35 protein-coding genes are annotated in these 25,338 nt (G+C 56.3%); 16 read left to right on the forward strand and 19 right to left on the reverse strand.

Going from position 1 to position 25,338, the window contains the following annotated elements:
- Positions 1-452, forward strand: a 452-nt coding sequence (locus MWC30_RS13815; RefSeq protein WP_260100665.1) for a proton-conducting transporter membrane subunit, incomplete at its 5' end; no start/stop codon positions are given.
- 369 nt (positions 453-821) lie between these two features.
- Positions 822-1,838, forward strand: coding sequence for a Tim44 domain-containing protein (locus tag MWC30_RS13820; RefSeq protein WP_244084782.1), 1,017 nt, complete (start codon positions 822-824; stop codon positions 1,836-1,838).
- Here the strand turns inward: MWC30_RS13820 and MWC30_RS13825 are convergent.
- The 10 genes from MWC30_RS13825 to rpsB form a co-directional block, all read right to left on the reverse strand.
- A complete protein-coding gene (locus MWC30_RS13825; protein WP_244084783.1) occupies positions 1,809-2,471 on the reverse strand; it encodes a YkgJ family cysteine cluster protein in 663 nt (220 codons plus the stop codon). The two genes, MWC30_RS13820 and MWC30_RS13825, sit on opposite strands and share 30 nt — an antisense overlap.
- Positions 2,464-3,162, reverse strand: a complete 699-nt coding sequence (tsaB, locus tag MWC30_RS13830; RefSeq protein WP_244084784.1) for a tRNA (adenosine(37)-N6)-threonylcarbamoyltransferase complex dimerization subunit type 1 TsaB — start codon at positions 3,160-3,162, stop codon at positions 2,464-2,466. The genes MWC30_RS13825 and tsaB overlap by 8 nt, the downstream gene beginning before the upstream one ends.
- A 23-nt stretch (positions 3,163-3,185) precedes the next feature.
- Complete coding sequence (rseP, locus tag MWC30_RS13835) at positions 3,186-4,274, reverse strand: RIP metalloprotease RseP (protein WP_244084785.1); 1,089 nt, start codon at positions 4,272-4,274, stop codon at positions 3,186-3,188.
- Entirely contained in the window at positions 4,268-5,440 is a 1,173-nt protein-coding gene (locus MWC30_RS13840) for a 1-deoxy-D-xylulose-5-phosphate reductoisomerase (RefSeq protein WP_368860857.1), read from the reverse strand. The genes rseP and MWC30_RS13840 overlap by 7 nt, the downstream gene beginning before the upstream one ends.
- A 12-nt stretch (positions 5,441-5,452) precedes the next feature.
- Positions 5,453-6,316: a phosphatidate cytidylyltransferase gene (locus MWC30_RS13845; RefSeq protein WP_306423199.1), complete on the reverse strand. Its 864-nt coding sequence runs from the start codon at positions 6,314-6,316 to the stop codon at positions 5,453-5,455.
- A 73-nt stretch (positions 6,317-6,389) separates the two neighbouring features.
- Entirely contained in the window at positions 6,390-7,136 is a 747-nt protein-coding gene (locus MWC30_RS13850; RefSeq protein WP_244084788.1) for an isoprenyl transferase, read from the reverse strand.
- Positions 7,137-7,138: 2 nt separating this feature from the next.
- Positions 7,139-7,696, reverse strand: a complete 558-nt coding sequence (frr, locus tag MWC30_RS13855) for a ribosome recycling factor (RefSeq protein ID WP_244084789.1) — start codon at positions 7,694-7,696, stop codon at positions 7,139-7,141.
- Positions 7,686-8,426 carry a UMP kinase gene (gene pyrH / locus MWC30_RS13860; RefSeq protein ID WP_244084790.1) on the reverse strand — a complete coding sequence of 247 codons (741 nt, stop codon included), beginning with the start codon at positions 8,424-8,426 and terminating at the stop codon, positions 7,686-7,688. Before pyrH ends, frr begins: the two co-directional genes overlap by 11 nt.
- A gap of 162 nt (positions 8,427-8,588) precedes the next feature.
- Positions 8,589-9,182 (reverse strand): translation elongation factor Ts, encoded by a 594-nt coding sequence (gene tsf / locus MWC30_RS13865; RefSeq protein WP_244084791.1) that lies wholly within the window; start codon positions 9,180-9,182, stop codon positions 8,589-8,591.
- Positions 9,183-9,211: 29 nt separating this feature from the next.
- The gene (rpsB, locus tag MWC30_RS13870; RefSeq protein ID WP_244084792.1) at positions 9,212-10,027 is read right to left on the reverse strand and encodes a 30S ribosomal protein S2; all 816 of its coding nucleotides are present in this window, start codon (positions 10,025-10,027) and stop codon (positions 9,212-9,214) included.
- A gap of 312 nt (positions 10,028-10,339) precedes the next feature.
- Between rpsB and MWC30_RS13875 the strand changes: the two genes are divergently transcribed.
- The 4 genes from MWC30_RS13875 to MWC30_RS13890 all read left to right on the forward strand — a co-directional run bounded on the left by MWC30_RS13875 (position 10,340) and on the right by MWC30_RS13890 (position 14,234).
- Positions 10,340-10,885 (forward strand): ferritin family protein, encoded by a 546-nt coding sequence (locus MWC30_RS13875; protein WP_244084793.1) that lies wholly within the window; start codon positions 10,340-10,342, stop codon positions 10,883-10,885.
- Between the two features lie 259 nt (positions 10,886-11,144).
- Positions 11,145-11,333, forward strand: a complete 189-nt coding sequence (locus tag MWC30_RS13880) for a hypothetical protein (protein WP_244084794.1) — start codon at positions 11,145-11,147, stop codon at positions 11,331-11,333.
- A 547-nt stretch (positions 11,334-11,880) separates the two neighbouring features.
- Positions 11,881-13,941 (forward strand): thioredoxin domain-containing protein, encoded by a 2,061-nt coding sequence (locus tag MWC30_RS13885; protein WP_244084795.1) that lies wholly within the window; start codon positions 11,881-11,883, stop codon positions 13,939-13,941.
- Positions 13,942-13,961: 20 nt separating this feature from the next.
- Positions 13,962-14,234 (forward strand): hypothetical protein, encoded by a 273-nt coding sequence (locus MWC30_RS13890; protein ID WP_244084796.1) that lies wholly within the window; start codon positions 13,962-13,964, stop codon positions 14,232-14,234.
- A gap of 123 nt (positions 14,235-14,357) precedes the next feature.
- Here the strand turns inward: MWC30_RS13890 and MWC30_RS13895 are convergent, their stop codons facing one another.
- Genes MWC30_RS13895 through MWC30_RS13905 form a run of 3 tightly spaced genes read right to left on the reverse strand, consistent with a single transcriptional unit; the run spans position 14,358 to position 16,382 of the window.
- Positions 14,358-15,287, reverse strand: a complete 930-nt coding sequence (locus MWC30_RS13895) for a YkgJ family cysteine cluster protein (protein ID WP_244084797.1) — start codon at positions 15,285-15,287, stop codon at positions 14,358-14,360.
- An 11-nt stretch (positions 15,288-15,298) separates the two neighbouring features.
- Positions 15,299-15,568, reverse strand: a complete 270-nt coding sequence (locus MWC30_RS13900; protein ID WP_244084798.1) for a hypothetical protein — start codon at positions 15,566-15,568, stop codon at positions 15,299-15,301.
- Entirely contained in the window at positions 15,525-16,382 is an 858-nt protein-coding gene (locus tag MWC30_RS13905; RefSeq protein WP_244084799.1) for a hypothetical protein, read from the reverse strand. Before MWC30_RS13905 ends, MWC30_RS13900 begins: the two co-directional genes overlap by 44 nt.
- 260 nt (positions 16,383-16,642) lie before the next feature.
- Here MWC30_RS13905 and MWC30_RS13910 point away from each other — a divergent pair, with 260 nt between their 5' ends.
- The gene (locus MWC30_RS13910; RefSeq protein WP_244084800.1) at positions 16,643-16,900 is read left to right on the forward strand and encodes a zinc ribbon domain-containing protein; all 258 of its coding nucleotides are present in this window, start codon (positions 16,643-16,645) and stop codon (positions 16,898-16,900) included.
- 27 nt (positions 16,901-16,927) lie between these two features.
- On the opposite strand, the gene MWC30_RS13915 is transcribed toward MWC30_RS13910, so the two are convergent.
- The 3 genes from MWC30_RS13915 to MWC30_RS13925 are packed head-to-tail and all read right to left on the reverse strand — an operon-like array spanning position 16,928 to position 17,677.
- Positions 16,928-17,083: a hypothetical protein gene (locus MWC30_RS13915; RefSeq protein WP_244084801.1), complete on the reverse strand. Its 156-nt coding sequence runs from the start codon at positions 17,081-17,083 to the stop codon at positions 16,928-16,930.
- A complete protein-coding gene (locus MWC30_RS13920) occupies positions 17,076-17,402 on the reverse strand; it encodes a type II toxin-antitoxin system RelE/ParE family toxin (protein WP_244084802.1) in 327 nt (108 codons plus the stop codon). Before MWC30_RS13920 ends, MWC30_RS13915 begins: the two co-directional genes overlap by 8 nt.
- The gene (locus MWC30_RS13925) at positions 17,402-17,677 is read right to left on the reverse strand and encodes a type II toxin-antitoxin system Phd/YefM family antitoxin (RefSeq protein ID WP_244084803.1); all 276 of its coding nucleotides are present in this window, start codon (positions 17,675-17,677) and stop codon (positions 17,402-17,404) included. Before MWC30_RS13925 ends, MWC30_RS13920 begins: the two co-directional genes overlap by 1 nt.
- Positions 17,678-17,805: 128 nt before the next feature.
- Between MWC30_RS13925 and MWC30_RS13930 the strand changes: the two genes are divergently transcribed.
- From MWC30_RS13930 to MWC30_RS13965, 9 genes are all read left to right on the forward strand, one after another.
- Complete coding sequence (locus MWC30_RS13930) at positions 17,806-18,144, forward strand: DNA-binding transcriptional regulator (protein ID WP_244084804.1); 339 nt, start codon at positions 17,806-17,808, stop codon at positions 18,142-18,144.
- A 99-nt stretch (positions 18,145-18,243) separates the two neighbouring features.
- Positions 18,244-19,494 carry an ATP-binding protein gene (locus tag MWC30_RS13935; protein WP_244084805.1) on the forward strand — a complete coding sequence of 417 codons (1,251 nt, stop codon included), beginning with the start codon at positions 18,244-18,246 and terminating at the stop codon, positions 19,492-19,494.
- 368 nt (positions 19,495-19,862) lie between these two features.
- Positions 19,863-20,456 (forward strand): Uma2 family endonuclease, encoded by a 594-nt coding sequence (locus MWC30_RS13940; protein WP_244084806.1) that lies wholly within the window; start codon positions 19,863-19,865, stop codon positions 20,454-20,456.
- Between the two features lie 347 nt (positions 20,457-20,803).
- Positions 20,804-21,100: an AbrB/MazE/SpoVT family DNA-binding domain-containing protein gene (locus MWC30_RS13945; RefSeq protein WP_244084807.1), complete on the forward strand. Its 297-nt coding sequence runs from the start codon at positions 20,804-20,806 to the stop codon at positions 21,098-21,100.
- Complete coding sequence (locus MWC30_RS13950; protein ID WP_244084808.1) at positions 21,097-21,525, forward strand: putative toxin-antitoxin system toxin component, PIN family; 429 nt, start codon at positions 21,097-21,099, stop codon at positions 21,523-21,525. Before MWC30_RS13945 ends, MWC30_RS13950 begins: the two co-directional genes overlap by 4 nt.
- Positions 21,526-21,963: 438 nt before the next feature.
- A complete protein-coding gene (locus MWC30_RS13955) occupies positions 21,964-22,149 on the forward strand; it encodes a hypothetical protein (protein ID WP_244084809.1) in 186 nt (61 codons plus the stop codon).
- A complete protein-coding gene (locus MWC30_RS23005) occupies positions 22,116-22,289 on the forward strand; it encodes a transcriptional regulator (protein WP_368860855.1) in 174 nt (57 codons plus the stop codon). The genes MWC30_RS13955 and MWC30_RS23005 overlap by 34 nt, the downstream gene beginning before the upstream one ends.
- A 151-nt stretch (positions 22,290-22,440) precedes the next feature.
- Positions 22,441-22,683 (forward strand): type II toxin-antitoxin system Phd/YefM family antitoxin, encoded by a 243-nt coding sequence (locus MWC30_RS13960; protein ID WP_244084810.1) that lies wholly within the window; start codon positions 22,441-22,443, stop codon positions 22,681-22,683.
- Positions 22,680-22,943: a Txe/YoeB family addiction module toxin gene (locus tag MWC30_RS13965; RefSeq protein ID WP_244084811.1), complete on the forward strand. Its 264-nt coding sequence runs from the start codon at positions 22,680-22,682 to the stop codon at positions 22,941-22,943. Before MWC30_RS13960 ends, MWC30_RS13965 begins: the two co-directional genes overlap by 4 nt.
- Positions 22,944-22,988: 45 nt before the next feature.
- On the opposite strand, the gene MWC30_RS13970 is transcribed toward MWC30_RS13965, so the two are convergent.
- From MWC30_RS13970 to MWC30_RS13980, 3 genes are all read right to left on the reverse strand, one after another.
- Positions 22,989-24,005 (reverse strand): transposase, encoded by a 1,017-nt coding sequence (locus tag MWC30_RS13970; protein ID WP_244084812.1) that lies wholly within the window; start codon positions 24,003-24,005, stop codon positions 22,989-22,991.
- A 77-nt stretch (positions 24,006-24,082) separates the two neighbouring features.
- Positions 24,083-24,397: a DNA-binding transcriptional regulator gene (locus MWC30_RS13975; RefSeq protein ID WP_244084813.1), complete on the reverse strand. Its 315-nt coding sequence runs from the start codon at positions 24,395-24,397 to the stop codon at positions 24,083-24,085.
- Positions 24,387-24,704 (reverse strand): type II toxin-antitoxin system RelE/ParE family toxin, encoded by a 318-nt coding sequence (locus MWC30_RS13980; protein WP_244084814.1) that lies wholly within the window; start codon positions 24,702-24,704, stop codon positions 24,387-24,389. The genes MWC30_RS13975 and MWC30_RS13980 overlap by 11 nt, the downstream gene beginning before the upstream one ends.
- Between the last annotated feature and the right edge of the window lie 634 nt (positions 24,705-25,338).

The following is a 25,338-nucleotide window of genomic DNA, read 5'->3' on the forward strand; positions in this document are numbered from 1 at the left end:
CCTTCATGAACATCGGGGCCTTCGCCCTCATCACGGTGCTCGGGGGCAAGGGCGAGGAGCGGGTGCGGGTGCGGGATTACCGGGGCCTCGGGTACAGGCACCCGTGGGCGGCCATCGCCATGAGCCTTTTTTTGTTCTCCCTCGCCGGTATTCCCCCGACGGGCGGGTTCATGGGGAAATTTTACATCTTCTCGGCCGCGGTGAAGGAGGGCTACATCGGGCTTGCCGTCATCGGGGTTCTCAACAGCGTCGTATCGGTGTATTATTATCTCCGTGTGACGGTGGCCATGTACATGGAGGACCCGTCGGGTGAGGGCGAGGCGCCGAAGCCGGTCTTTTCCCCGGCCCTGGTGCTCGCCGTCGTCATTTCCGCCTACGGCGTCCTCTCCCTCGGGCTCTTCCCCTCAGGGTATGTCGCCATGGTCAAGCAGTCCTTCCTGGCCCTGCACTGAAGTAAGGGCTGTGCGTAACTGCACGGCCAAAATGATCAGAGCATTCCCTCCCCACCCTCCTGTGGGTGGAGAGGGAATTTTTTTTGGGTCGGCGGCCATTAAGAAAGCAGCAGCAGCCGAATATTGTCATCCGGTGCCAGGTTTGTTAACGTATAGCACAACGCATGATGAATCATTCTGCAGGCATGCCCATGCGTCATTCCCGACCCGACACGGTCGGTCGCCGGCGGGAATGACTCTTGGATAGTCAGGCAGAAGCCAATCCATTGTCTGATTTCAACCAAGGTTTCAGCGTCCCTTGCACGACACACGAAGGGCAGCGAACCCTTAACCTTGAAGTAGATGGTTTCAACAGGAGAAGAGTGAGCCATGAAAAAGCGGTCACCGATGCATCGCGTCATGATTTTAACGAGCGTATTCCTTTTGTTTGCTGCCACGTCCATGGAATCGGTGGCATGGGCCCGAGCCGGCGGAGGCGGCTCCATGGGGAGTCGAGGCAGTCGGAGCTTCTCGAGTCCCAGCATGCCGTCCCGGCCTTCGCCCTATACGACTCCCGGCGGGTCCGGACCAGACTACAACACATCATCACGTCCCGGCGGCTATTCCAGCCCCTACAGCCAACCTTCGGGCGGGTTCACACGCAACCCCTTCTTTCAGGGTTTGGCGGGCGGGCTGGCCGGCGGACTGCTGGGAAACATGCTTTTTGGAAGCCGCGGTGAGGCCGCTCCCGTGGGAGGGTCCGGCGGCGGGGGGATCGGCCTCATGGACATTATCCTCATCGGTGCTGCCATCTATTTTGTCATGAAATACCTGAAGAGGCGCCGCCAGCAGCAAATGGCCGATGCCGGGTATCCCATGGATGCGGGAACGTACCAGCCCGAGAGCCGGGTCTCCTACAGGGATGCCGCTCCCGAAGCCTCCCCGGGAGTGGCAGGAGTAGAAAGGGGATTTCAGCAGATCCGTCAGTTTGATCCCTCCTTCAGCGAGGAAGAGCTGAAGGAGACCTTTCAGGACCTTTTCTTTCGCATTCAGGCGGCCTGGATGCATCGAAGCCTGGATGGGATCGAAGAGTTGCTCACGGGCGAAATGAGGGACCTTTTCAGCACGGAATTCAACCGCATGCAGCAGCAGGGGCGCATCAATCGCCTGGAAAATATCGCTGTCCGCAAGGTGGAGCCCTCCGAGGTGTGGCAGGAAATGGGGAAAGACTATGTGACGGTGCTGTTCACGGCCAATCTCCTGGACTATGTCGTGGATGAAAAAACAGGCGCAGTCATAGAGGGAAATCAGCTGTCTCCCGTCAAGTTCCAGGAATTTTGGACATTCTGCCGCGATGTGGGAACACACCAGTGGCTGCTAGCGGGCATCAATCAGGCGAAGCAATAAGCGATAGACTTTTTTGAGAGCCACCGGATCTGAAAGTTTCTTGAATTCAGGATCGTCCAGGAGAAAGCGGCATTCCTCCGCCTCGAAGATCCTGCAGGGGCGGGAGCGCCAGGGATGAATGGAGCACAGGCTCCCGCCGGAAGGTCGGTCTTCCCATAGAAACGGACAGAAACGGTGGTTCTCACCGAGACCCTCTCCAAAGATGCGCTGCCAGCGGGCGGGAATGATGGATTCCGCCGGAAAATCCGGAAGTCCGCAGGCAATTTCACAGCATCCCCCGCAGTGAATGCAATAGGTATCCACCGAGACGGCATCGTCTTGCCCCCCTTGATTCCCATATCCTTCCGAAAGGTTATCCAGCTTCCCCGTATCGTGGCGGTCCAGCCACTCATGGACTTGGAGGAAAAACCTGCTACGCTCCTGAAGCAGTCTCACGATTTTGATCCGCTTCAGGCGGGGCGGTTTTTGCGCCCAACGGGGCTCGGCTGCGAGGAGCATCAGATTGCGGACGAAGTATCCGACGGGGAACCCGGCGTGATGGAGGCCCTTGGCTGCAATGCGGGGGACCTGTTTCTTCCTGCAGGCGGCCGTAGCCTTCCGTGTGAAGGATCGTATGAAGGAAAGGTTATCCATGGGATGGAGGGTGGTGCAGCTCGGCATCCGAGGGCCGGACGTAGAGGGGAACGCTGCTGAGGGGGTCTTCCCTTTCGCCCGCTTCGAATCGAACCCTGGCCAGTTCGGCCACAAAGTCGGCTCGAAGGACATGGCAAGGCCCTGGAGCCTCCAAAGCCTTTTCGCCGAGAATCTCCTTGATGATATCCCGGTAAGCGAGCCATCCGTCACCGCAAAAAAGGGTGGGCTCCTGAATCCCCGCAGCCATGCGCTCGGGAGGGAGCACACGGTAATCCCCCACCCGCAGCAGGCCTCCCCCTGCCCGGTCAGGGCGGTACAGGGCGCCGTAGACCTCGTGCTTGCGCGCATCGATGAGGCAGCAGACGGGCAGGGAGCAAAAAGAAAAGGGGGCTGCCAGGGCATCCAGGGATGGAATGCCCAGGTAGGGCTTCTTCATGGTCCAGGCAAGGGTCTTCATGGTGGTGAGACCGATGCGGAGCCCCGTGAAGCTTCCAGGCCCCGTCGTCACTGCAAAGGCGTCTACCTGGGAGAGCGCCCATTCCGCCTGGGTCAGCAGGAAATGGATGTTCTTCAGGAGCAGGCGGTTGTGAGTCAGGTTCGACTGGAGAATCCACTCCGCCTTGACGGACAGACCGTCCATCAGGGCAATACTGCCCGAGGCAGTGGAAGTATCTACTGCGAGTATTTTCATGGAATGCGGGGCCTGGAGTGGGCTCAAGGCATGAAATCGGACTGGCGGCCCGGGATCAGACGCATGATGTCGTTGTAAAACACGAACAGCATGAGAAGGAGCAGAATGAACATGCCCACCTTTTGAGCCAGCTCGACTTTTTTCACACTGAGCGGTCTTCCCAGGATGGCTTCGATGGTAAAAAATAGGATGTGCCCCCCATCGAGGACGGGTATGGGAAGGAGGTTCAACACGGCCAGGTTGACGCTGATGACCGCCATGAAATTGATGAGATTGATCATGCCTTCCTGGGCCTGCTGCCCCGCCATCTGAGCGATGAGAATCGGGCCGCCGAGGGTCTTCACGGAAATGACCCCTTCCACCATCTTGACGACCGTCAGGAGGAAAAGCTTGCTGAGGTTCCAGGTCTGGAGCAGGCTGTAGTAACCGGCATGCAGGGGGTTGACGCTCTTGATGGAGACTTTACCCGAAGCGGTGACCCCGATGACCGGTCGCCTGATGGGCTCTCCGAAGAGGTTCTTCACCTCCGTGACGGAAGGAGTCACCTGGACGGTCATGACCTTCTGATCACGCCGGAATTCCAGAGTGAGAGGATTTTCACCCAGCTCCTCGATGCGGCTCGAAAGCTCGTCCCAGGTGGTGATGGGCTGACCATTGATGGTCAGGACCGTATCGCCGGTCTGGAGTCCCGCCTTTTCCGCCGGGGAGCCGGCAGCGACCGTGCCGATCTCGGGGGCCAGCTGCGGGATGCCGGAAAAGGCATAGATGAGAGCAAAAATAACGATGGCCAGAACGAAGTTGGAAAACGGGCCGGCCAGCACGATAGCGATGCGTTTGAAGACCGGCTGAGCAGCAAAACTGTTGGCGAGCTGCTCTTCACTGACCTCGTCTTCGGTCTCCTCCCCGAGCATTTTGACATACCCGCCGAGGGGGATGAGGGACAGTCGATATTCGGTGTCTCCCCGTGTGACTCCGAAGAGCTTCGGCCCAAAACCGAGGGAAAAACGCAGGACCGTCACGCCCGACCATTTGGCCACGAGAAAATGCCCCAGTTCGTGAATGAAGATGAGGACACCCAAAACGACGACTGTGGAAAAGACTGCTGTCAGCAAGATATTGTCCTTTTTTGGGCCAGCCGGCCGGTTTCTTCCCTCGCCCATGCATCGGCCTCGAGGATTTTCGCCAGGGTCAATGCACCCGAAGGCTCATGTCTACGCATCGTTGTTTCGATGAGATAAGGAATATCGGCAAAAGAGATCTTCCCCTCAAGAAAAGCATGAACCGCCACCTCGTTGGCCGCGTTCAAAACGGCGGGCAGTGTAGAGCTTTTCTCGGCCGCTTCATAGGCCAGGCGCAGGCAGGGAAATTTTTCCATGTCCGGCGGGTAGAAAGTCAGCTTCTCCTGTCGAAAAAGATCCAGGGCCGGGCTCCGGACGGGGAGGCGCTCGGGGTAGGAAAGGGCGTAGGCGATGGGGATTTTCATGTCGGGCATCCCCAGTTGGGCGATCACCGAGCCGTCGATGTACTCCACCATGGAATGCACGATGCTCTCGGGATGAATATGCACGGCGATCCGCTCCACGGGGACATTGAAAAGCCACCGTGCCTCAATGACTTCGAGGCCCTTGTTCATGAGGGTTGCCGAGTCGATGGTGATTTTCCGTCCCATGGACCAGTTGGGGTGGCAGAGAGCGGCTTCGGGAGTCACGCGGGACAGCTCCTCGGAGCACTTGTTGAAGAAGGGGCCGCCCGATGCGGTGAGAAGGATGCGCTTGAGGTCCCGGCGGTGGCTCCCCTGGAGGGATTGAAAGATGGCGCTGTGCTCGCTGTCCACGGGCAGGATTTGAACCCCCTTCCGGGCAGCCCGCTCCATGACGATTTCGCCGGCGATGACCAGTGTTTCCTTATTGGCCAGGGCAATATGCTTCCCGGCTTCGATGGCGGCCAGAGTGGGCAGTAGCCCGGCAGCTCCCACCATGGCGGACACGAGCATTTGGGCCTCGGGGATGGTGGCCACTTCCTCGTAGCCATCCGGTCCGAAGACAATTCGCGGTGCATGGGGGGAGGCGCCAAGGGACTCGCGAAGCTGTTCCGCCACCTCGGCATCCAGGACGGAGACCAGCCGCGGGTTAAATTCTTTGATGTGCTCTTTAAGAAGGGAAATATTGCGTCCGGCGGCCAGGGCGCAAATCTTGAATCGAGCGGGGAACTGCCGAACAATCTCCAGGGTGTTGACGCCTATGGAGCCGGTGCATCCAAGGATACTGAGGGATTTCAGTGTCATAATGTTTTAGGGTAATCCTCGATCCACCACCCACTGAAGAAACAGGTACGTGGTTGGAAAAGCAAAAAACAGGCTGTCCAGGCGGTCCAGGAGACCCCCGTGCCCTGGAAGGAGCTCGCTGGAATCCTTCTTGCCGCAGAGCCTCTTGACGAGAGATTCCATCAGGTCCCCCATCTGCCCCACCAGCGCCAGGAATCCACTGAAAAAGAAAACCTCGGCAAAGCCGGGAGTATCGATAAACAAACGAGCGAATAAGGCACCCACCAGCATACTCGCCAGCAGCCCTCCAAGAGAGCCCTCGACGGTTTTCTTGGGGCTGACCCGTTCGTAAAGCTTATGGCGTCCCAGATGCTTCCCCGTGTAGAAGGCCCCTGCATCGCTGGCCGCCATGACGAGAAGAGTAAAAAAAATCCATGTGCTGCCGGCGGCGTCCTGCCCGACCAGCAATATGTAGCTCAGGAGATATGGGATGTAAAGCCAGCCCAGGCTGAATTGAGAAAGTCTCCTGATTCCGCCTGGATCCTCGGGGCTGAGGAAGAGGAGGCAGAGAAAGCCCGCAAAAAGGGAAAGGACAAGGGCACAGTGAAGCCCGACGGTTTCACCCAGTGCCGCAGCGGCGGGAAAAATAAGACCCGTGGCAATGAAGAAGGCGCGCCAGGTTTGAGGCGTTTCCTCGGGAAAGGTCATGCGTTGATATTCCCAGAGGCTGACTCCGGTCATGAGGGTGACAACGAGGCACCAGCTCCAGAAGGGACCGAAGAGGAGCAGAAGTGCCACAGGGATGGCCATCGACAATCCCGTCACCAAACGTTGACTATGAGAATTCCACTGGCGCAGGTTCCACATGGCTCCATCCTGATGGGGGTGCATTGCGCAAGAGAAAAATGATGGAGGAAGTGATCCGCAGGGCGAAGGGGATCCAACCACTCCGAAGCGCGGCAGGTCAGTCGGTCGAATCGCTCTTGAGCTGGTCGCCCGTTTTCCCGAAGCGGCGCTCCCGTCCCTGGTAGTCTACCAGGGCTTCCATGAACTGCTCTTCTCGAAAGTCCGGCCACAGCAGTTGAGACGTGTAGAGCTCGGCGTAAGCCAGTTGCCACAGCAGGAAATTGCTGACGCGGTATTCCCCCCCGGTTCGAATGATGAGGTCGGGATCGGGATAATCCGCCGTGAAAAGATAGGAGGAAAAAACCTCATCCGTGAGGTCTTCCGGGAGGTGTCGACCTTCTTGGACATCCTGGGCGAATTTCCTGGCGGCGAGGAGGATTTCCTGGCGGCCCCCGTAATTGATGGCCAGGCTCAGTGTCAGTTTGTCGAATCCGGAGGTCTCGTCGATGGCCTTCCGCAGCCTTGCCAGCACATCTTCAGGAATCCCTTCGGGATCTCCCAGGTGACGCAGACGAATCTCCTTGTCCACCATCTCGGGAAGCTCTGATTCCAGGAACCTGTCCAGCAGGCTCCACAAGGCGCTGACCTCGGATTTGGGACGCTGCCAGTTTTCTTTGGAGAAGGCGTAGAGGGTCAGGTAGGGAATCTCCAGCTTTCGGCAGCAGCGGGCCACTTCCCGAACGGAATTGGCCCCTTCTTCGTGTCCGAAAATCCGGTTGCGGAATCGCTGCTTGGCCCAGCGGCCGTTGCCGTCCATGATGATGCCCACATGGCGCGGAAGTTTAGCGGGATCGATGGATTGCATCCTCAAATTTCCAGAATTTCCTTTTCCTTGGCGCTGTATATTTCATCGACTTTCTTGATGAAATCATCGGTGATCTTCTGAGTTTCCTCCTGAGCCTTGAAACCCTCGTCTTCGGAGATCTCTTTTTCCTTCTTGAGATCCTTGATCATTTCGTTGACGTCCCGGCGGATATTGCGAACGGCGACCTTGCTTTCTTCGGCCATTTTCTTGGCGAGCTTCACGAGCTCTTTGCGGCGGTCGGCCGTCAGCATGGGAATGTTGATGCGAATGACCTTCCCGTCGTTCATGGGGGTGAGCCCCAGCTCGGATTTGAGGATGGCTTTTTCCACTTCGCCGATGACGGTGGTGTCCCACGGTTGAATCATGATGGTGCGGGGCTCGGGAATGGTGAGGGTGGCCAACTGGCTGAGGGGAGTGGATGCCCCGTAATATTCCACGCGGATTCCATCCACCAGTGCAACCGATGCGCGCCCTGTACGCAGCCTCTTGTAGTCCTGATCCAGGTTTTCCAGGGCCTTTTTCATACGATCCTGAGCGTCTGCATAGATGTCATTCAACATGATCAGATCCCTCCACCACTGTTCCTATGGGGTTCCCTAAAATAACCCTCTTGATATTGCCCTTTTTCAGCAGGTTGAACACAATGATGCGCATGTTCTGATCTCTCGCGAGGGAGATGGCCGTCGCATCCATGACCCCGAGATTCTTCTGGAGAACCTCCGAATAGTTGATCCGGTCGTACTTGATCGCTGTGGGATCTTTTTCGGGGTCCGTTGGATAGACGCCGTCCACGCGGGTGGCCTTCATGAGCACTTCCGCCCCGATTTCAATGGCCCGCAGGGCCGCTGTCGTGTCCGTCGTGAAAAAGGGGAGGCCGGTTCCCGCCGCAAAGATGACGACACGGTCCTTCTCCAGGTGGCGCAGAGCCCGGCGGCGAATATAAGGCTCGGCGACTTCCTTCATGTCAATGGCGGTCTGCACGCGCGTCGGGATTCCCACCTTTTCAAGGGCCTGCTGCAAAGCCAGCCCGTTCATCACGGTGGCCAGCATGCCCATATAGTCGGCAGTGGAACGGTCCATTCCACGGGACGCCCCCGAAACTCCCCGGAAAATGTTCCCCCCGCCGATGACCACGGCCACCTGGACCCCCAGATCGTGAACCTCTCGAATTTGATCGGCCACTTCTCCCAGTACCTGGGAATCGATCCCGTAGGGTTCTTTCCCCATCAGTGCTTCTCCACTGAGCTTCAAAAGAATCCGGTGATACAGAGGTTTTTCCGCTTGAGTCATGAATGGTATCCCTATGGGTTCGTTCTGGATGCTTCCCACCCGGCCTTGACTCGGCCGTGCAAAGGGCTGGACCGTGTGGTTCGTCTGCCAAGGCCGGGAGAAGCATTCCTCAGGAGTGGCGGATTCCTTCCGACGCTGTGATCACGCAGAGAAAGAGAGCGGTTATTCGCCCAGCTGATAGCGCACGAAACGGCGAATCATGATTTTTTCACCGATCTTCGCCACCAGTTCGTTGAGGTAATCCTGGATGGACTTATCGGGGTCCTTCACAAAGGCCTGCTTCATGAGGACGGATTCCTCGAAGAACTTCCGCATCTTGCCGTCCACCATCTTTTCGAGGATATTTTCGGGCTTCCCGGATTCTCTTGCCTGTTCCAGGTAAATGGCGCGCTCCCTCTCCACGATGTCGGCGGGAACGTCTTCTTCGACGATGGCCAGGGGGTTCGCGGCGGCGATGTGCATGGCCACGTTCTTGACAAATTCACTGAAGTCTTCACTCTTGGCGGCAAAATCCGTTTCACAGTTGACCTCGATGAGCACTCCGATGCGCCCGCCGCCATGGATATAAGAATGGATCATGCCTTCGGTGGCCTCTCTCCCGGCACGTTTCATGGCTTTGGCCAATCCCTTCTTGCGAAGCAGATCGATGGCCTTTTCCATGTCGCCGCCGGTGTCCTGGAGCGCCTTCTTGCAGTCCATCATGCCGACATTCGTTTTTTCACGCAGTTCCTTTACCATTCCAGCAGTGATTTCCAAGAGATTCCTCCTTGAGAGTCTATTCGTTCCTACTCGCCTGCGGGCTCCGTATTGACGATTTCCACCTCGGGACCGCTCGCTTCTTCCTTGAGGATCTGTCCGGCAGGAACCTCTTCCAGTTCCACGGCGCCCTTGTCCTGCTTGGCCTGCTGCACTTCGGCGAACCGATCCCGGCCCTCCATGCAGGCTTCGGCCATCTTGGAGGCCATGAGAGTGATGGAGCGGATGGCGTCGTCATTCCCTGGAATGATGTAGTCGATCAAATCGGGGTCGCAGTTGGTATCCACCACGGCAACCACCGGAATGCCCAGGCGGTTGGCTTCGAGTACGGCGATATTTTCCCGGTGCGTGTCCACGACGAAGATCGCTCCCGGCAGGCGGGTCATCTCTTTGATGCCGCCCAGGTTCTTTTCGAGTTTTTCCCGTTCGTTCTGGAGCTTGATGATTTCGATCTTCGGGAAGCGGTTGATGGAACCGTCTTCGACCATGGCGTCGAGCTCTTTGAGGCGATCGATTCGGTTCTTGATGGTCTTGAAATTGGTGAGCATCCCGCCGAGCCAGCGCTGATTGATGTAGAACATGCCGCATCGCCTGGCTTCCTGAGCGATCGTGTCACGCGCCTGCTGCTTCGTGCCGACAAAAAGGACGCTCTCTCCGGCCGCGGCGGTATCCGCCACAAAGCGATAGGCCGTATGGAACAGCCTGACCGTTCGTTGCAGGTCGATGATGTAGATGCCGTTGCGCGCCCCGAAAATGTAGGGCTTCATCTTGGGATTCCAGCGCCGTGTCTGATGGCCGAAATGAACCCCCGCTTCCAACAGTTGCTTCATACCTACTACTGCCATGATGGTCTCCTTCTGGTTGTGACCTCCACTTCCCTTCAGCCCGCCCTGCACACTCAGGGTGGGGCACCAAAAGGTTTGAGAAGTGTGCGGTTTGAGTAAATCGGACCCTTCTAACATGTTTGCTCAAAAGGAGGCAATAGAAAAAGGAGCCGGATTCATGATGGCGGACGGTCCTCGTGACAAGCCATATGGACAGGCAGTAGATGACGTCTTATAAAGTTGCAATGAGTTGGATGCAAACCGCGGGGATCATCGGGCCGAGGGGCTTGAACCGCAGGGAGCGCAATAAGTCGCCTGCCAAAGGAGGGTATCATGAGCACTACTGCATCGGCATCTCTAGACATGTTTTGTACCGCAGTGGAAATGAAAGAGAAGAAGAAGGCGCTGTATCTGGATGCCATGAAATCATGCCCTGATCAGGTGGGCATCGAAACCTTTCGCATGCTCGCTTCGGCGGAGGACGAGCATCTGAACAGCCTGCAAAGTCACTATGAAGAGCTCAAGAAGGGCAAGTTCGACCCGGCGGCGTGCCGCTTTCATCCATTCGAAAGCACCGACAAGAAGGCGCTTCTCCGGAAAGTCGCCAGGGAGCACGGCAAGCTTCCCAAGGCTTGCCTGGATGACGTGGTGGCCATCGAAATGGGAATGAAGCTCGAGAATGCCAGCATCGCCTTCTTTGAAAACGAGCTGAAGAGGGCGACGGATCCTGACGAGCGTGCCCTGCTGGAGGGTATGATCGCCGAAGAGAGAGAGCACTATGTCATTCTCGCCGATCTGGAGCTTTATTATGTGGATACCGAAAGCTGGATGATGGAAAAGGGGGGCTGGAGACTGGACGGAGCGGGGGGAGTCGCCTGATCCCTCCATTCTTTGATGGCACGTTCCATAAATTATATTGAACATTTGATCACAAGAATGGTATTGTGAAAAACAAATGAACCCCATGCGAAGCGTATAGGACGGTTTTTGCGCGTTTGGAATGAGTCCGGTCACGCCGGGGTGATTGCCCCCTGAGAGAACTGCCTGAATGAGGGGGGCGTGCGAGCAGCGTACGACCTCCCGGTGATAGCGCGATGATACAGGAACTCTGAATTGTCAACTTTACGGAGGTAGCGAAATGGCCAAGAAAGAAAGGCATATAGTGAGGGGGGAATGCCCCCACTGTGCGTGCGGCGACGTTTCTTTCATCCCGTCGGAGACCATGAAGGAAAAATACATTGGCCCCGACAACGAGGTTGAAATCCTTTGTCCTACCTGTGGTACGAAGCATAAGGGCAAGCTCGTGATCGAAGAAGAGAAATCCTGAGTCATATACAGCGGATCGAAAGCTTTAATGAAAAGGGCTGCAGCCCCCGGGATGCGTGGCCATCTCTTCTGCAGGGAGCAGGAGGGACGGGGCGTGGGGTTGCCGAACCGGGGACGCCGCCCTCTTCTATAATGGAAGTGTACCGGAGTGCACTTGAACTGAGACAAACTATCATCGACGGAGGAAATCATGGCCAATACACCTGCACATTGCCCTGGCATGGAAAGATTCAAGACGTTGAGCTCTTTTGTGTGTAAGTGCCCTAACTGCGGTAAAGAAAAAGAAATTTTTTCGGATGAATTCGATAAACCCCATATCTGTTCGGGTTGCAAGCAAGAGATCGACTTCACCAAGTGCACCATCGAAACAACGGGGGGAAGTGCTACTCCCTGACCGTCAGCGGTGTTGAAGGTTCACATCGCTGGATCCCCGCTTCATTCTTCTTCCTGAACTGAAACGACCTGAGGGGGGGAGGAGCTTCCGTCTCCTGCCCCTTCATCCACCCCGAGGCTTCCACCAAGACAATTTAAATGAGGGGAGTACACTTATGCCCAACCGTCTCAGTCGGGAAAAGAGTCCCTATTTGTTGCAGCACGCTGATAATCCCGTGGACTGGTATCCTTGGGGGGAAGAGGCTTTTGCAAAGGCCAGGGAGGAAGACAAGCCCATTTTTCTTTCGGTCGGCTATGCCACCTGCCACTGGTGTCACGTGATGGCGCACGAATCTTTCGAAGATGCGGAAGTCGCCAGGCTTCTCAATGAGCACCTCGTCTGCATCAAGGTGGACCGGGAAGAGCGCCCGGATGTGGACCAGATCTACATGACCGTCTGCCAGGCCCTCACGGGAAGCGGAGGATGGCCCCTCTCCGTCTTCATGACCCCCGAGAAAAAACCCTTTTTCGCCGGGACCTATTTCCCCAAATCGGGCCGCATGGGCATGGCGGGCTTCACGGATATCATTTCACAAATCGCCGAACTGTGGCGCGTCAATCGGGAACGGCTTCTCAATGCGGGCGAGCAGATCACCCATGCCATCCAGCCCAAAAAGCCGGACGGCGCGGGGCGCGTCTTGGGACCCGAGGCACTGGAAGGCGCTCACCGGCATTTCAGCCGATCTTTCGATCTCACATGGGGCGGATTCGGCGGGGCACCCAAATTCCCCACGCCCCATCATCTCACCTTCCTCCTGCGCCGGCACCGCAAGGAGCCTCAGTCGGACGCCCTCGCCATGGTGGAAAAAACGCTCGACGCCATGCGGGCGGGGGGGATTTTCGACCAGGTGGGCTTCGGGTTCCATCGCTATTCCGTCGATGAAAAGTGGCTGGTGCCCCACTTCGAGAAAATGCTCTATGACCAGGCGCTCCTGGCCATGGCCTATACGGAGGCGTTTCAGGCCACCGGCAAGGTGAAATACGCCCAGGCGGCACGCGAGATTTTTACTTACGTGCTTCGAGACATGATGGACGCCTCGGGGGGATTTTTTTCCGCCGAAGATGCCGACAGCGAGGGCAAAGAGGGGCTCTTCTATGTGTGGACGCCCGAGCAGGTGAAAGAGGTCCTGGGGGCCGAGCGGGGGGATATCTTCTGCCGCTTTTGCGATATTACCCCGAACGGAAATTTTGAGGACAAGACGAGCATCCCGCACGTCACGCGTTCCCTGGAGAGCATGGCCCCTCAGTTCGGCATGAGCGCCGCCGAACTGGCGGAGCTTCTCGAACAATGCAGGCAACAGCTTTTCGCCGCGCGCGAACATCGAGTCCATCCACTCAAGGACGACAAGGTTCTCACTTCCTGGAACGGGCTCATGATCGCCGCACTGGCCAAGGGTTACCAGGCACTGGGCGAGCCCGCCTATCTTCGGGCTGGCGCAGCCGCCGCGGACTTCATCCTGAGCACGCTGCGGCTGGAAGGGGGGCGGCTTTATCGGCGCTATCGCCACGGCGAAGTTGCCCATCGCGGCTATGCCGACGACCATGCGTTCCTGGTGTGGGGCCTGCTGGAGCTCTACGAAGCCTCCCTGGAGCTGCGCTACTTTCAGGAGGCCCTGAAGGTGCACCGGCAGATGATGGACCTTTTCTGGGACAGGGACGGAGGGGGGTTTTTCTATACGGCCGAAGACAATGAGGCCCTCATCGTTCGGGACAAGGACCTCTATGACGGGGCTCTACCCTCCAGCAATTCCGTTGGGCTGCTCAACCTGCTGCGCTTGTCGCGCATGACAGGGAATACCGAGTGGGAAGAAAGAGCCCAGGACCTGCTGAAAAGATTTTCCGAAATGGTGGGGGATTTCCCCGCCGGCTACACCCAGTTTCTCAATGCCCTGGATTTTGCCCTGGGGCCGGCGCGCGAAATCGTCATTGCGGGAAATCCCGAAGATGCCGCCACACAGGAAATGCTGCGCGCCGTGCATGGCCGGTTCCTGCCCAACCGTGTCCTGATGCTCTGCCCCCAGGAGGACGGTGCGGCGCGGGAGCTCGCCGCCCTGGCGCCCTTCGTGGAACCTCTGCGCGCCGTGGACGGAAAGCCCACGGCCTACGTGTGTGAAAATTATGCGTGCAGCCGGCCCGTGACGGACGTGGACGCACTGAAGGCCATCCTGGCGCATTAGCTCAGTTCTGAAGCACCCTTTTGGGGCTCATCCCGAATGGCGTGATTTTCGGCCTTGGCGGCATCTTTATGGCGGGATTATGGCTTGGGTCTATATTATGGCGGGATTCTGGCGCTAAAAAGCAGTTGGAAACGATTTGGGCGGAAGCCCTTCATGCCGTTCGGAAAAGAATAAAATTCAATGAAAATAGCAAGATAAATATTTATTCGTCTCTGGCTTTGGAGGTTGGCATCATTGTTGCTCTAATAGTCAGCCATCAGATGAAAAAAACTCTTTCCTCCTCTAAAAGCTAACCGGTTCTAGCCCCTCCGGTTAGCTTTTTTTTATCCCTTTTTCTCTGAACCCACTTTGTCGCAAGAATATTTATCAGCGTCATCAGCGCCCGTCTGCGTCCTCAGCGTCCCTCCGACACTCCATCACTTCTCATCCGCCACGAGGCATTTGGTCCCGTCAGGTTCTTCCGTGACGCGAAAGCCGAAGATGGGCAGCATTTCCACGAAGCTCCTTCCCAGGATGAGGTCCAGGGTGTCTTCGGGGATATTCATCTGCTCGGCGATGAAATGGCGGAAATGATCTTCGTAGGCCAGGAGCTTCAGCACTTCATCGACGGTTTCACCCCTGGATTCCTCCAAACGCTTGAAGGCGTTCTGGAGCTGTTCAAAAGAGCAGCGCCGGTCGTGCTCATCCCTCATGTCCAGGAGCACCTGCACGCCGTTCAGGATGTCTCGCCGGGAGAGGTAAGGCTGGCCGGCGAGCTCCCTGGACTGATTGGCGTCCCAGCAGGCCTGGGCGCGGCACTGCAGAGGCCGGTCGGGGTAGATGGTGCACTGGTCCGTGATGGCGTCGAAAAAGACGCATTCCTGAGTCCCCTCCTTTTCACGGAACTTGATGCGCTCTTCCTGCAGGAAGACGAGCTTGTCGTCCATGGGGGAGCGGACGGGCTCTCCCAGCCGCAGGGTGAGGAGCCGGTTCCAGGGGATCCTTTCCTGGCGCAGGATTTCCAGGTCTTCCCGGTGGAGGGTGGGGCCGCTTTTCCGGCAGCATTCGCCGCACTGGACGCAGGTGGGCAGTACTTCACGGATGACCTGCTCGCTGGATTCCAGGAGCCGCTTCCACGCCGTCAGCCGCTCCGACGGCTCCATCCTGGCCCACCGGTTCTCGATTTCCTGGTAGGTGATGCTCTGCTCCATCTGGTATCGAACGCGCTTCAAGGGAAGCGCCGTTCCGCTTTCCTTCATGAAGGAATCCAGGAACTCGATCCATTTTTTTCGAAGGGTTTCCACGTCCCAGTTGCCCGGGTAGCCCATTGCTTCCACTTGATGCTGTATGGTGTCGGAAGAGGTCATGCGGTGTTTTTTCACTCCTTCAGTTTCTTGATATTATTGATCATATAGGGCGTCTGCAGCGTAAGCTTCTGCTTGGGCCAGGAGCCGCAGCACATTCCCTTCCGGACTATATAGCCCATTGCGGAAGAGAGATACACTATAAACAGGTAGTTTTTGGACGCACGCGGAGTCGCGGAGAACGCGGAGAAAACCTGCATGATCTCCACGTCCTCCGCGACTCCGCGTGAGATGAAAAGCTCAGTTCCGAACCGTGCGGACGACTTGGCAAGCCAGTTGCTCAACCTGCTCCTCCAGGCTTTGCGCCCGTTCCAGGGAAACTTTTTCCCATTGGAGCCCCAGGCGCAAAAAATCCCTGAAGTCGTCCTCCAAGGGGAGCCGATGCGTGTAAACCCTGTCGAGGGCGCGGAGCGAACTGGCGCTGGGATGATGCACTTCAGGCAGTGCCACAACGCGCTGCCACAGCTCACGGCAGAGACCTTCCAGCGCACCTGTTCCCGGCTCTTCCTCCACAAACCGCTCCAGGACGAGTCGGAGCAGATATCGCGACCCCTGGGGCTGCCAGAGGGAATCCAGGAGGAATCCGTGGCGATGCAGGAGCTCCGTTTCCGTCCACCCCCGCTCCAGGGCGAGCTTCCGGAGGGGCTCCAGGACGCTTGGACCCCACAGCATGAGGTGAAACAGGGGATTCCCCCGCGGGCTGGAATACAAAAAGGTGTTGAGGCCCGCTGCCATGGGAAGCCAAAAGTCCTGCCCGGCTTCCGGCAGGAGTGCAAACATCCGGGAAGGCAGGCAGCTTTCGCGCCGGCACTTGTCGCCGTAGTCGATGAGGGCGCGCAGCTCCTTCCCGCCGTTCTGGAACGGGTGCAGCATGCACCCCGCCCGGCGCCCCTCGGGATCCAGAAAACCCAATCCCCAGCACGAATACCCCACAATGGGGCGGAAGCGGGGGCCTTCCTCCTGGAGCCGGCGCCGGTTGTCCAGGAGCTCGCGCCTGAGGCTCCGGGCAAAATCCAGGGGATCGTAATGAGCCGGCCGAATGGGCGGGCAGCAGCCGAAGCAGGCGAGCCGGGGGGTGGGTGCGCAGAGGGTTTTCATGGTGGAGAGTATTATAGCGGTTGGACGGGCCAAGAGTCACGTACGAGTTGCCCTGGAAAATGGACTTCGGCCTCCTTCGTTGCCTTCATGCAGGTCGTATGCACCTTCCGTCATTTCACGTCTCCTTTTGGGCAATTGACTCTGTCCACGCCCTTTGTTATTGTTCGAACGCTCTTTTGAGAAATGCGATTCATCCGCGTCCTTCGGGGCACGCCCATCGTCATTACCGCAGGCTTCTTGGCAAAACGAGGAGATTCAAAATGCCCATCTACGAATTTCGCTGTACCGCGTGTGGAAATATTCAGGAAATCATCGTCACCAGCAGCTCCGAGGAAGTGGAGATGAAATGCAGGGAATGCCAGTGCGAGGATCTTGAGCGCGTCCTCAGCCGCGTCAGCTATGCCATGGGGGATTCCGGATCGTCCAGGGCTCAGGCTGCCGGGCCTTCCTGCACCACCAGGAGCTGTGGGTCGGGCAACAGCTGCTCCACCATCGAACTGCCGGGATACAGCAGGTAGTCGCACCGGAAAGCTCCCTCCCGGGGCTTACCCGGCCTCCAGCCAGAGATCGCCCAGGTCGATTTCTATGTCCTGAAAATCGTGCGTTTTGTGGTTCAGAATCAGAAAGAGGTTCATCCAATCCCTGAAAGCCCTCCTGGTGAGGAAAACCCTCTGCCCCCCTGCTTCAGCAAAGTCATGCATGGAGCAGTCTGCGTTCCAGCAGGCTCTGCATGTTGCGGCGGCCGTCGGCAATGAGGTAGATATGGACACAGTCTTTCACGAAGCGGTAAATGATCCGGTAGGGTTTAAAAAAGATCTCTCTGTATTCTCGAATGCCTACTGAAGAAAGTTCGTAGGGGTAGCATCCCCGTTCCGGATATTCCGAAAAACTGGCAATGGCCTTCTCTATTCGGTCGAGGATGTATTCGGCTTTTTGCCAACCATCTTGCCGTGCAATATGGAGGTAGAGCTCCTCGAGATCCTGAGCCGCATCGTCAGTGAGGAGAACCGTGAACGCCATCAGCCATCATCCCGCATTTTTCTCAAACGGTCGATCACAACTGAAGCCGGCTGCACTCTGCTTTCGTCAATCTGCTTGTTCCCAAGAGCAAGAATTTTCAGCAATGCAAGCGTTTCCTGGGTTTCTTCGTAGCTTCTCAAGTCCTGTATTACGGCTTTCCCTTCACCATTTTGAGTGATGATAAGCGGATTGCGCTCTTCCTCGAGAGTCTTGAGGACCTCCGCTGCGTGAGCCTTGAGATAACTGATGGGTTTGATCCGTGTGGACAATTTCATCACTCTCCCCCTTTTCTTGGTCTGAATATAGTCCTTATTCAGTTCAATCGTCAACCGTTGAATGAAGGCTGTGTCCATCGACTTGCATGCGCAGGATTGAGAGGAAGGTATTTTGCAGGAGGTGCACTATGACAACGGGAGCAAAAAAGACTAGCCGGTTGTCTCAAGCCATGCTTGAGACAGCTCGGGATATGCGAAGCATCGGCCTCTTGGACGAGGCGGGGTATGATAAAATTACCATCCGCCATCTCGGTGTGAAGGATAGGCCGGACCTTGAGCCTTTGAATGGTGAGGAGATCCGGGCAGTGCGTGAGCGGGCGAAGATGAGCCAGGCGGTATTTGCCCACTACCTGAACTTGACTGCCGGCTACGTGTCCCAATTGGAGCGTGGGGTGAAGCGCCCGAAAGGCGCGGCGCTTGTATTGCTGGATGTGATCCGCCGCAAGGGCATTGAAGCCATTCTTTAGAAGCTTTTGCACTGTCCCTTTGCCGTCCGTTGAATCGACAGCACTGGATCAACCTGGCAGAGTTTGACAAATTTACCATTCCCTGGTAAATATCTCACCATGTACAGGCGAAATATCCTCCAAAATATCCTGGACGCCTTGTCGGATACTCCTGTCGTTTTCCTGCGGGGCGCAAGGCAAACAGGAAAGAGCACTCTTGTCCAGGAAATTGTGAATGGACCCTATCCGGCCCGTTATGTGACCCTGGATAATGCAGGCGTTCTCTCTGCCGCAAGCGCCGACCCCACGGCGTTCATTGCAGGCATGGAAAAGCCCGTGGTCATCGATGAGGCTCAGAGGGTAAGGGACCTTTTCCTCGCCATCAAGGAGGATGTCGATCGCAACCGTGTGCCTGGACGTTATCTTTTGACTGGGTCGGCAGATGTGTTGACCCTCCCGAGAGTTGCAGATTCGCTGGCCGGGCGGATGGAAGTCTTGACCCTTTGGCCTCTTTCCATCGGGGAAATGAAGGGCGGCGGCGAAAACCTTGTGGACTCTTTTTTCGAGAGAGTGCTCCCGCACCATTTCCATGCGGACCCGGGTTTTGACCTCGCAGCGAGCATTGTAGCCGGTGGCTTTCCCGAGCCGGCGGGGAGGGCGGGCTATCGGCGGAGGCGGGCATGGTTTGAATCCTACATCACGACAATCCTCGACCGGGATATCCGGGATCTTGCTCAAATTCATGACCTCGCAGTCGTACCGAGGCTTCTCAAGCTCCTTGCCGGCCGGGCCGCCACCCTCCACAACCAGTCGGAGGTGTCCAGGACCAGCGGAATACCCAACACCACCCTCTCCCGCTACATGACGCTCCTCGAGATGACTTTTCTTGTGCAGTCACTTCCAGCTTGGTCGTCCAATCTTGGAAAGCGTCTGGTGAAGGCCCCAAAGCTCTTTATGGTGGACACAGGACTTGCCTGTCACCTGGTCGGGATAGATGAAGCGGGGTTTCGAGATGGCGGTGAAATTGCCGGGAGAATTTTTGAGAACTTCGTTGTTCTCGAGTTGTTGAAGCATGCTTCCTGGGCCGATGAGCCCGTAGGGCTTTACCATTTCCGCTCACAGGCCGGGCAGGAGGTGGATGTCGTCCTCGAAGGGCGCGGCGGAAAGGTCGTCGGGGTTGAAATCAAGCTCTCAGCCAGTCCGTCGCCGAGGGATTTTTCAGGGCTCAGAGTCCTGCGGGAGCACCTCGGGGACAAGTTCATCAGGGGCGTTCTCATCTACACGGGAAAAGAGGTCGTACCGTTCGGGGAAGATCTCCATGCGATCCCTGTTTCCGTGTTGAGTGGTGAGATCCTGCCACAACAGGGGTAAAAGCTTCTCTGCAACCCGGAAACATGGGCGGGTTGATCGGCGACCGAACAGGAGATTCAGAGCAATCGCATCAAATCCTGGCACCTCCGCAGAGCTCAGATCTGGACGACTCGTTTTCTTTGTAGGAGCGGCTTCCAGCCGCGACTTATTTTTGTCGCGGCTGGAAGCCGCTCCTACAAAAACCCGGTTGCTACTCATGGATTGCCTCTTGCCTCATGTCAGCGTCTGTTTCGTGCGATTGCCCTGAAAGGAGATCTCCAAAATCTTGAGTTGATTCACCAAATAGACCATAATAAAAAATATGGCGTTGTGGCTCGTGGCGGCGAACGGAGCCTCGGGAATCACCCCCCTGTTTGTGGAGGTTTGAGATGTCGGACCCTGCGGGAAAGTCGGCAACGTACGAGGACCTGTATGGTCTCCCTGACAATGCAACAGGTGAGATCATCGACGGGGAGCTGATCGTCACCCCCAGACCCTCCAGGAAGCACCTGTACGCAGGCTCTTCCCTGGGCGCGTTGGTGGCGCCGCCCTACCAGTTCGGGCGGGGTGGCGGTCCCGGCGGTTGGATCATCCTCATCGAACCGGAGATCGCACTGGGGGAGAACATCCTGGTTCCCGATCTTGCGGGATGGCGCAGGGAGCGGTTTCCCCAGGCGGAAGAGACCAACTGGATCGCCGTCGTGCCCGACTGGATCTGTGAAATCCTCTCACCGGGCACCGTCCGGGTGGACAAATCCAGGAAAATGCCGCTCTACGCGGCGCACGGCGTGCGTCACCTGTGGCTTGTCGACCCCCTGGTCAGGACCCTGGACGTGTTCGAGCTCGACTCCGGCAGGTGGGTGCTGCTCCGCGTGTATGGGGACGACGACAAGGTGACGGCGGAACCCTTCACTGCAGTAGAGCTCGACCTTTCCGACCTTTGGCTGGGATATGAGCCGCCGCCTTCCCGGAGACCGGATTGAATCGCGCCATCGGATGACGCGCACTGGTCGTTCGGCAGCAGCCTGAAATTAAGCCTTTGCTGAGGGGTAGTTTTAAATGGAAGGGACCGGCATCACTGCCATCTGATGATGATGAACTGACCCCTGGCGCAATGCTGGTGGGGGCAAGGGGCAAAGAAGGACTGACACAGAAGCAGCTCTCTAAGCTTACGGGTATCCCGCGGCGACCATCCCATCATAGAAAATTTATTGTGGATTTGACAAATCGTTGTTCCGTGCTAACGTAATCATATAAATGAAATTATGAAATTCAAATTTTATGAAAGCAGATACAACGCGAATCAAAAATCGCCCGGGAGATGAACGAAATGGAGCTCATCAAGGTAAAGCGCCATTTTCAGTTGACCATTCCCGCTGCTTTGCGGGAAAAATTGCGGCTGGCAGTAGGGGATTACGTCCAAGCAGATGTGGAGAATGGCAAAATTGTGATCCGACCGGTTGAGGTGGTAAGCCCTGAAAAAGAAAAGTCGGCAGCGACCGCTGAAGCCAGGCAAAAAGCTTGGGCTATGCTGGATGAGATTTGGACGGAAATGAAGGATCAAGATCCCCGGGAGGTCGAGGAATTGGCTGATGAGGCCGTGAAAGCGGTCAGAAAAAACCAATGAGGGTGGTGCTGGATACCAATGTCTTGGTGAGCGCCATCCTTTCTCCCGGCGGTACGGCGGCGCAAATTCTCCAGTTGGCAAGGGTAGGCCGTCTTGAGCTGGTATTTTCGACCGACACCATTCGGGAGCATTTGCGGGTACTCCGATACCCCAAAATCAGAAAACTCCTGGAAAGAAGAAACCTTTCACTGGATACAGTGGAAAGTTTCCTGGAGCAGCTCACCCGGATCTCCATCCCGGTACCCGCGAAAATAAAAATCGATGCCATCCAAGAGGATCCCTCTGACAATATTTTCTTGGCGTGCGCCGTGGAAGGGAACGCCGACTATGTCGTCTCCGGCGATCATCACCTGAAGGACTTGGGCGCCTACCAGGGAATTGAAATTCTCCATCCGGCAGCCTTTCTGGAAATCATCGAACCATAAGGCAACTCCAAAGAAATAACCTACCAAAGGGTGGCTTGCTTTGTAGGAGCGGCTTCCAGCCGCGACCAAGCGCATGGCGGCTTCTCCGATGTCGCGGCTGGAAGCCGCTCCTACAGTTCTGGTATCCTATTATTTGTGAGCTGCCTAAGCCCGAAATCATCTTCATAAACTGGCCAACCCCCATGATAAAACGGCAAAGAAGCAGGGTGATCGACTGCCTAAGCCGGTAAGACAGAGACTTGCCGTATTGCTTCAAGAGATCGTGGATTACGGCCCGGTTCGAGGAAACCGGCAAAACTACAGTCCACTTGGACGCGACCGGCATCACTGCCATCTCGGGAAGGGAAAGACCGACAGTCGTTGCGGTTTGGGAAGTGAGAGACAAAGAGATCAGATTGGTGGAGGTGACCCATGCGGGCACTCACGAATTAGCCTCCTATGGAAAATGAACCCATAGAACTGCGTTTCCCGGGGCCTTCAGGAAAGCGCAGTGAGGCTGTCGGAGCACTCAAATCCCTGGGGTTTGTAGATGTTTCCGACTCGATCCCCTGGCGGGAATGTTTTGATGATGATGAACTGCCCCTGGCGCAATGCTGGTTGGGGCAAGGGGCAAAGAAGGACTGACACAGAAGCAGCTCTCTGTGCTCACGGGTATCCCGCAGCGCCACATCTCGGAAATGGAGAACGGTAAGCGACCCATTGGCAAAGAGACGGCCAGGAAGCTCGGTAAAGCGTTGCGAGCTGGGTACAAGGTCTTTTTGTAGTCAGCTACTCAAAAAGGGAACAAAACGCATAATTTCATGGGCGTCCCCCACTTCCCCCGCAGGCTTTCCTATGAAACTGCCGCCACCACTTGACATATCGTGCGTGATGGCGTACGTAAGCATTATCACGTTCAGGAAGAAAAGGAAATTCATGGCGACACTTACGGTCAGCGAGGCTCGTTCGAAGCTTTACCGTCTCATCGATGAGACAGCAACTTCGCATCAGCCTATCCTCATTACCGGAAAACGCACCAATGCTGTCCTGGTCTCCGAGGAGGATTGGAGGGCCATACAGGAAACGGTGTATCTACTCTCCATGCCCGGTATGCGAGAGTCTATCAGGGAAGGTCTGAATACGCCCATTGAGGAATGTGCAAAGGAAGTCGACTGGTGAAATGGCAGCTTGTCTTCACAAAACAAGCGCAGAAGGATGCGAAAAAGCTATCTGCTGCAGGCTTGCGCCCAAAAGCCGAACTTCTACTGAACATCCTTCGGGAAAATCCTTATCAGAATCCTCCACCTTACGAAAAGCTGGTCGGTGACCTGGCCGGAGCCCTCTCTCGCAGAATCAACATTCAACATCGTTTGGTATATCAGGTACTCGAAGAACATGAGGTTATCAAAATCATTAGAATGTGGACCCACTACGAATGAGAGAACAGTTCCCATGAAACGGAAAAGCAGGGGACGCCCATGAAATTATGCGTTTCCATCGTCAATAATGGAAAGGCCGAATTCTCTGACAATCTCCTCGCCCCTTCGGACTGCCCTGCTGACTGCGGACTGAGTTAAACTCAATTCGTTGCCAACCTCAGTTCCCGCCATACCGAGCTCCTTGACTGCCCAGTAGGCTGCGACACTCTTGGCTTTCACCCGGTCGGGTTCTTTGCCGGAAGACTTGATTCGCGTCTCCGGAACGTCAAATAACTGCGAAACCCGAGTGACTATCGTCCCCAAATCGCATCCCAGACTCTTGAGACGATATTTCCGCTCCATGGCCTCTCTGGCGCCGACAAGAGCAGATTCAACAAAATCGCTGTCTCCCAGAATCCTTTCGTCACTTTTCATGCGGTCCTTGGTTTGGCGTAACGCCTGCAAGGCACTCCATCCCCCGGCACTTCGAACCAAACCACCGCCGGTCAACTCGGGCCTCCTGCCCATGGAGTGTCCACTTTCTACGAAATCAGCATATCTGGTGCGAGCGCTGCGAACACTTTCGGCAAAAAGCATCAACACCGATTCTGTGTCCTGCCAACCATCATCAATGGTGCCCACCAATCGACTGTGCCCACTGTAAGGATACCGATCAAGCTGGCTCAGGTCAGAGATGATTCTTGCTCGGAGAGGATTCAAGTGAATGTAGCGGACAAGTTCGAGGAGATATGGATCTTGTTGGCACAGGATGGATTTGTAGCGGTTTTGAAACAGATGCCCAGAGCGGTGATGCCGACGGTTGAAGTGGACCGAATAGCCTGTCAGCAACCGCCGCATGACCACCGAAATCGGCACGGATCCCGTTCGAACAAGCAAATGGAAATGGTTGGGAATGAGTGCCCAGGCAAAACAGCTTGTGGAGGTTTCCGACAAAACTGCAGCAAGCCGTTGGACAAAATGATCCCTGTCGGCATCATCAAGGAAGATCTGCCCCCGCTCAATCCCACGGCATATGATGTGGTGCAATGCATCCGGTGCATCAATGCGAGCTTGTCGTGTCATGAAAAAGACCGTATCACAAACGAAAAGAGATAGAAACGCATAATTTCATGGGCGTCCCCTACTTCCCCCGGCCTCCTTTACGACGCCATTTCCTTGAGGATTTCCGGATGCTTCTCGGCAATTTTGATGAGGGTTCTGGCCGCTCCTGACGGTTCCCGTCGACCCTGCTCCCAATGCTCCAGGGTACGCCTTGAAATACCCAGAACTTCAGCAAATTGAGCCTGCGTGAGCCCTGACTTGAGTCGTGCGCGGGCTGCGGCCGTTTTTGGCTCGATGGTGGTCCTCTTGCCGCCGCCAGCCCGGATCTCGTCAACGGCTTCCAATACCTCCGCCCAAATGTCTCTCACTGCTTCGTGCTCGTCCAGGGCCTTCCCTGTAAGTTTACGGGTCATGGGTAAGTTTCTCCTTCAGTGCCTTGAGTATGTGCAGCGGAATGTTCTCTTGTTTGGCTTTTGCATAGATCGTGAGCATCCAGATCTCCCGAGGCCCATGCCGTAGAAAGTAAACGACGCTCGTCCCACCGCGCTTTCCCTGGCCGGGTCTCTTCCACCGGAGCTTCCTCACACCCCCCGACCCCGGGATAACGTCCCCGGCATCGGGATGTATCATGAGGAACAACTGCAGCTCGGCGTACTCGTCATCATCGAGATACACAGGCAGTTCTCGCTCAAAGATGCTCGTTTCAATAAATGTATACATATAAAATATATACGCCTTGGGCGTAGTCAAATCAAGGAGGAATCTGGCACTTGTCAGCAAATCGTGAGGCTTTGAAGCGGGAATTTTGGAAATTGAATTACTCCCATACTTCCAAGAGCAATTAGGCACGCTGTTTGGGACGTATATGGATGACGACAAGGTGGCGGCCGAATCTCCGCAAATTTGGCCCTGGCCCAATCGTGGTATCTGTCCCGAGTGTCGAGGAAGGCAACCAGCGGTCACGTGTCCAGGATAACCTGCCGCATCATTTTTCGTAGTCGTCCATGTGTGTCGGATTTCTTGACAGATCCTCGGGGGTTTGCAGGCATCCGGCAAGATCGCGTGCAAGATCCAGGCAGGGGCCCCCAGACAGGTTCCTGTTACCGGAAAGAAAATCTTCCAGTGCCTCACGCATGACAGCGGAGTTTGTCTAACCTCTCCTGTTCGCAACGTACTCGATTTCGGTCGGCAATCCGTCCGGTGATTTCAATGCGGCCGTTTTCATTCAAATCCTCCGAATAATGCTGTCTTGAAATGAGCGTATTACAACTAAGCGTGAAGGTCGAGACGGAGTGTTCGGCATTGCCGGCGAAGGTGTTCGAAAAGGTGAATCGAGCTTCCAAGTTTCTGCAGA

The organism is Desulforhabdus sp. TSK, assembly GCF_022836495.1.
Taxonomy (GTDB): domain Bacteria; phylum Desulfobacterota; class Syntrophobacteria; order Syntrophobacterales; family Syntrophobacteraceae; genus Desulforhabdus.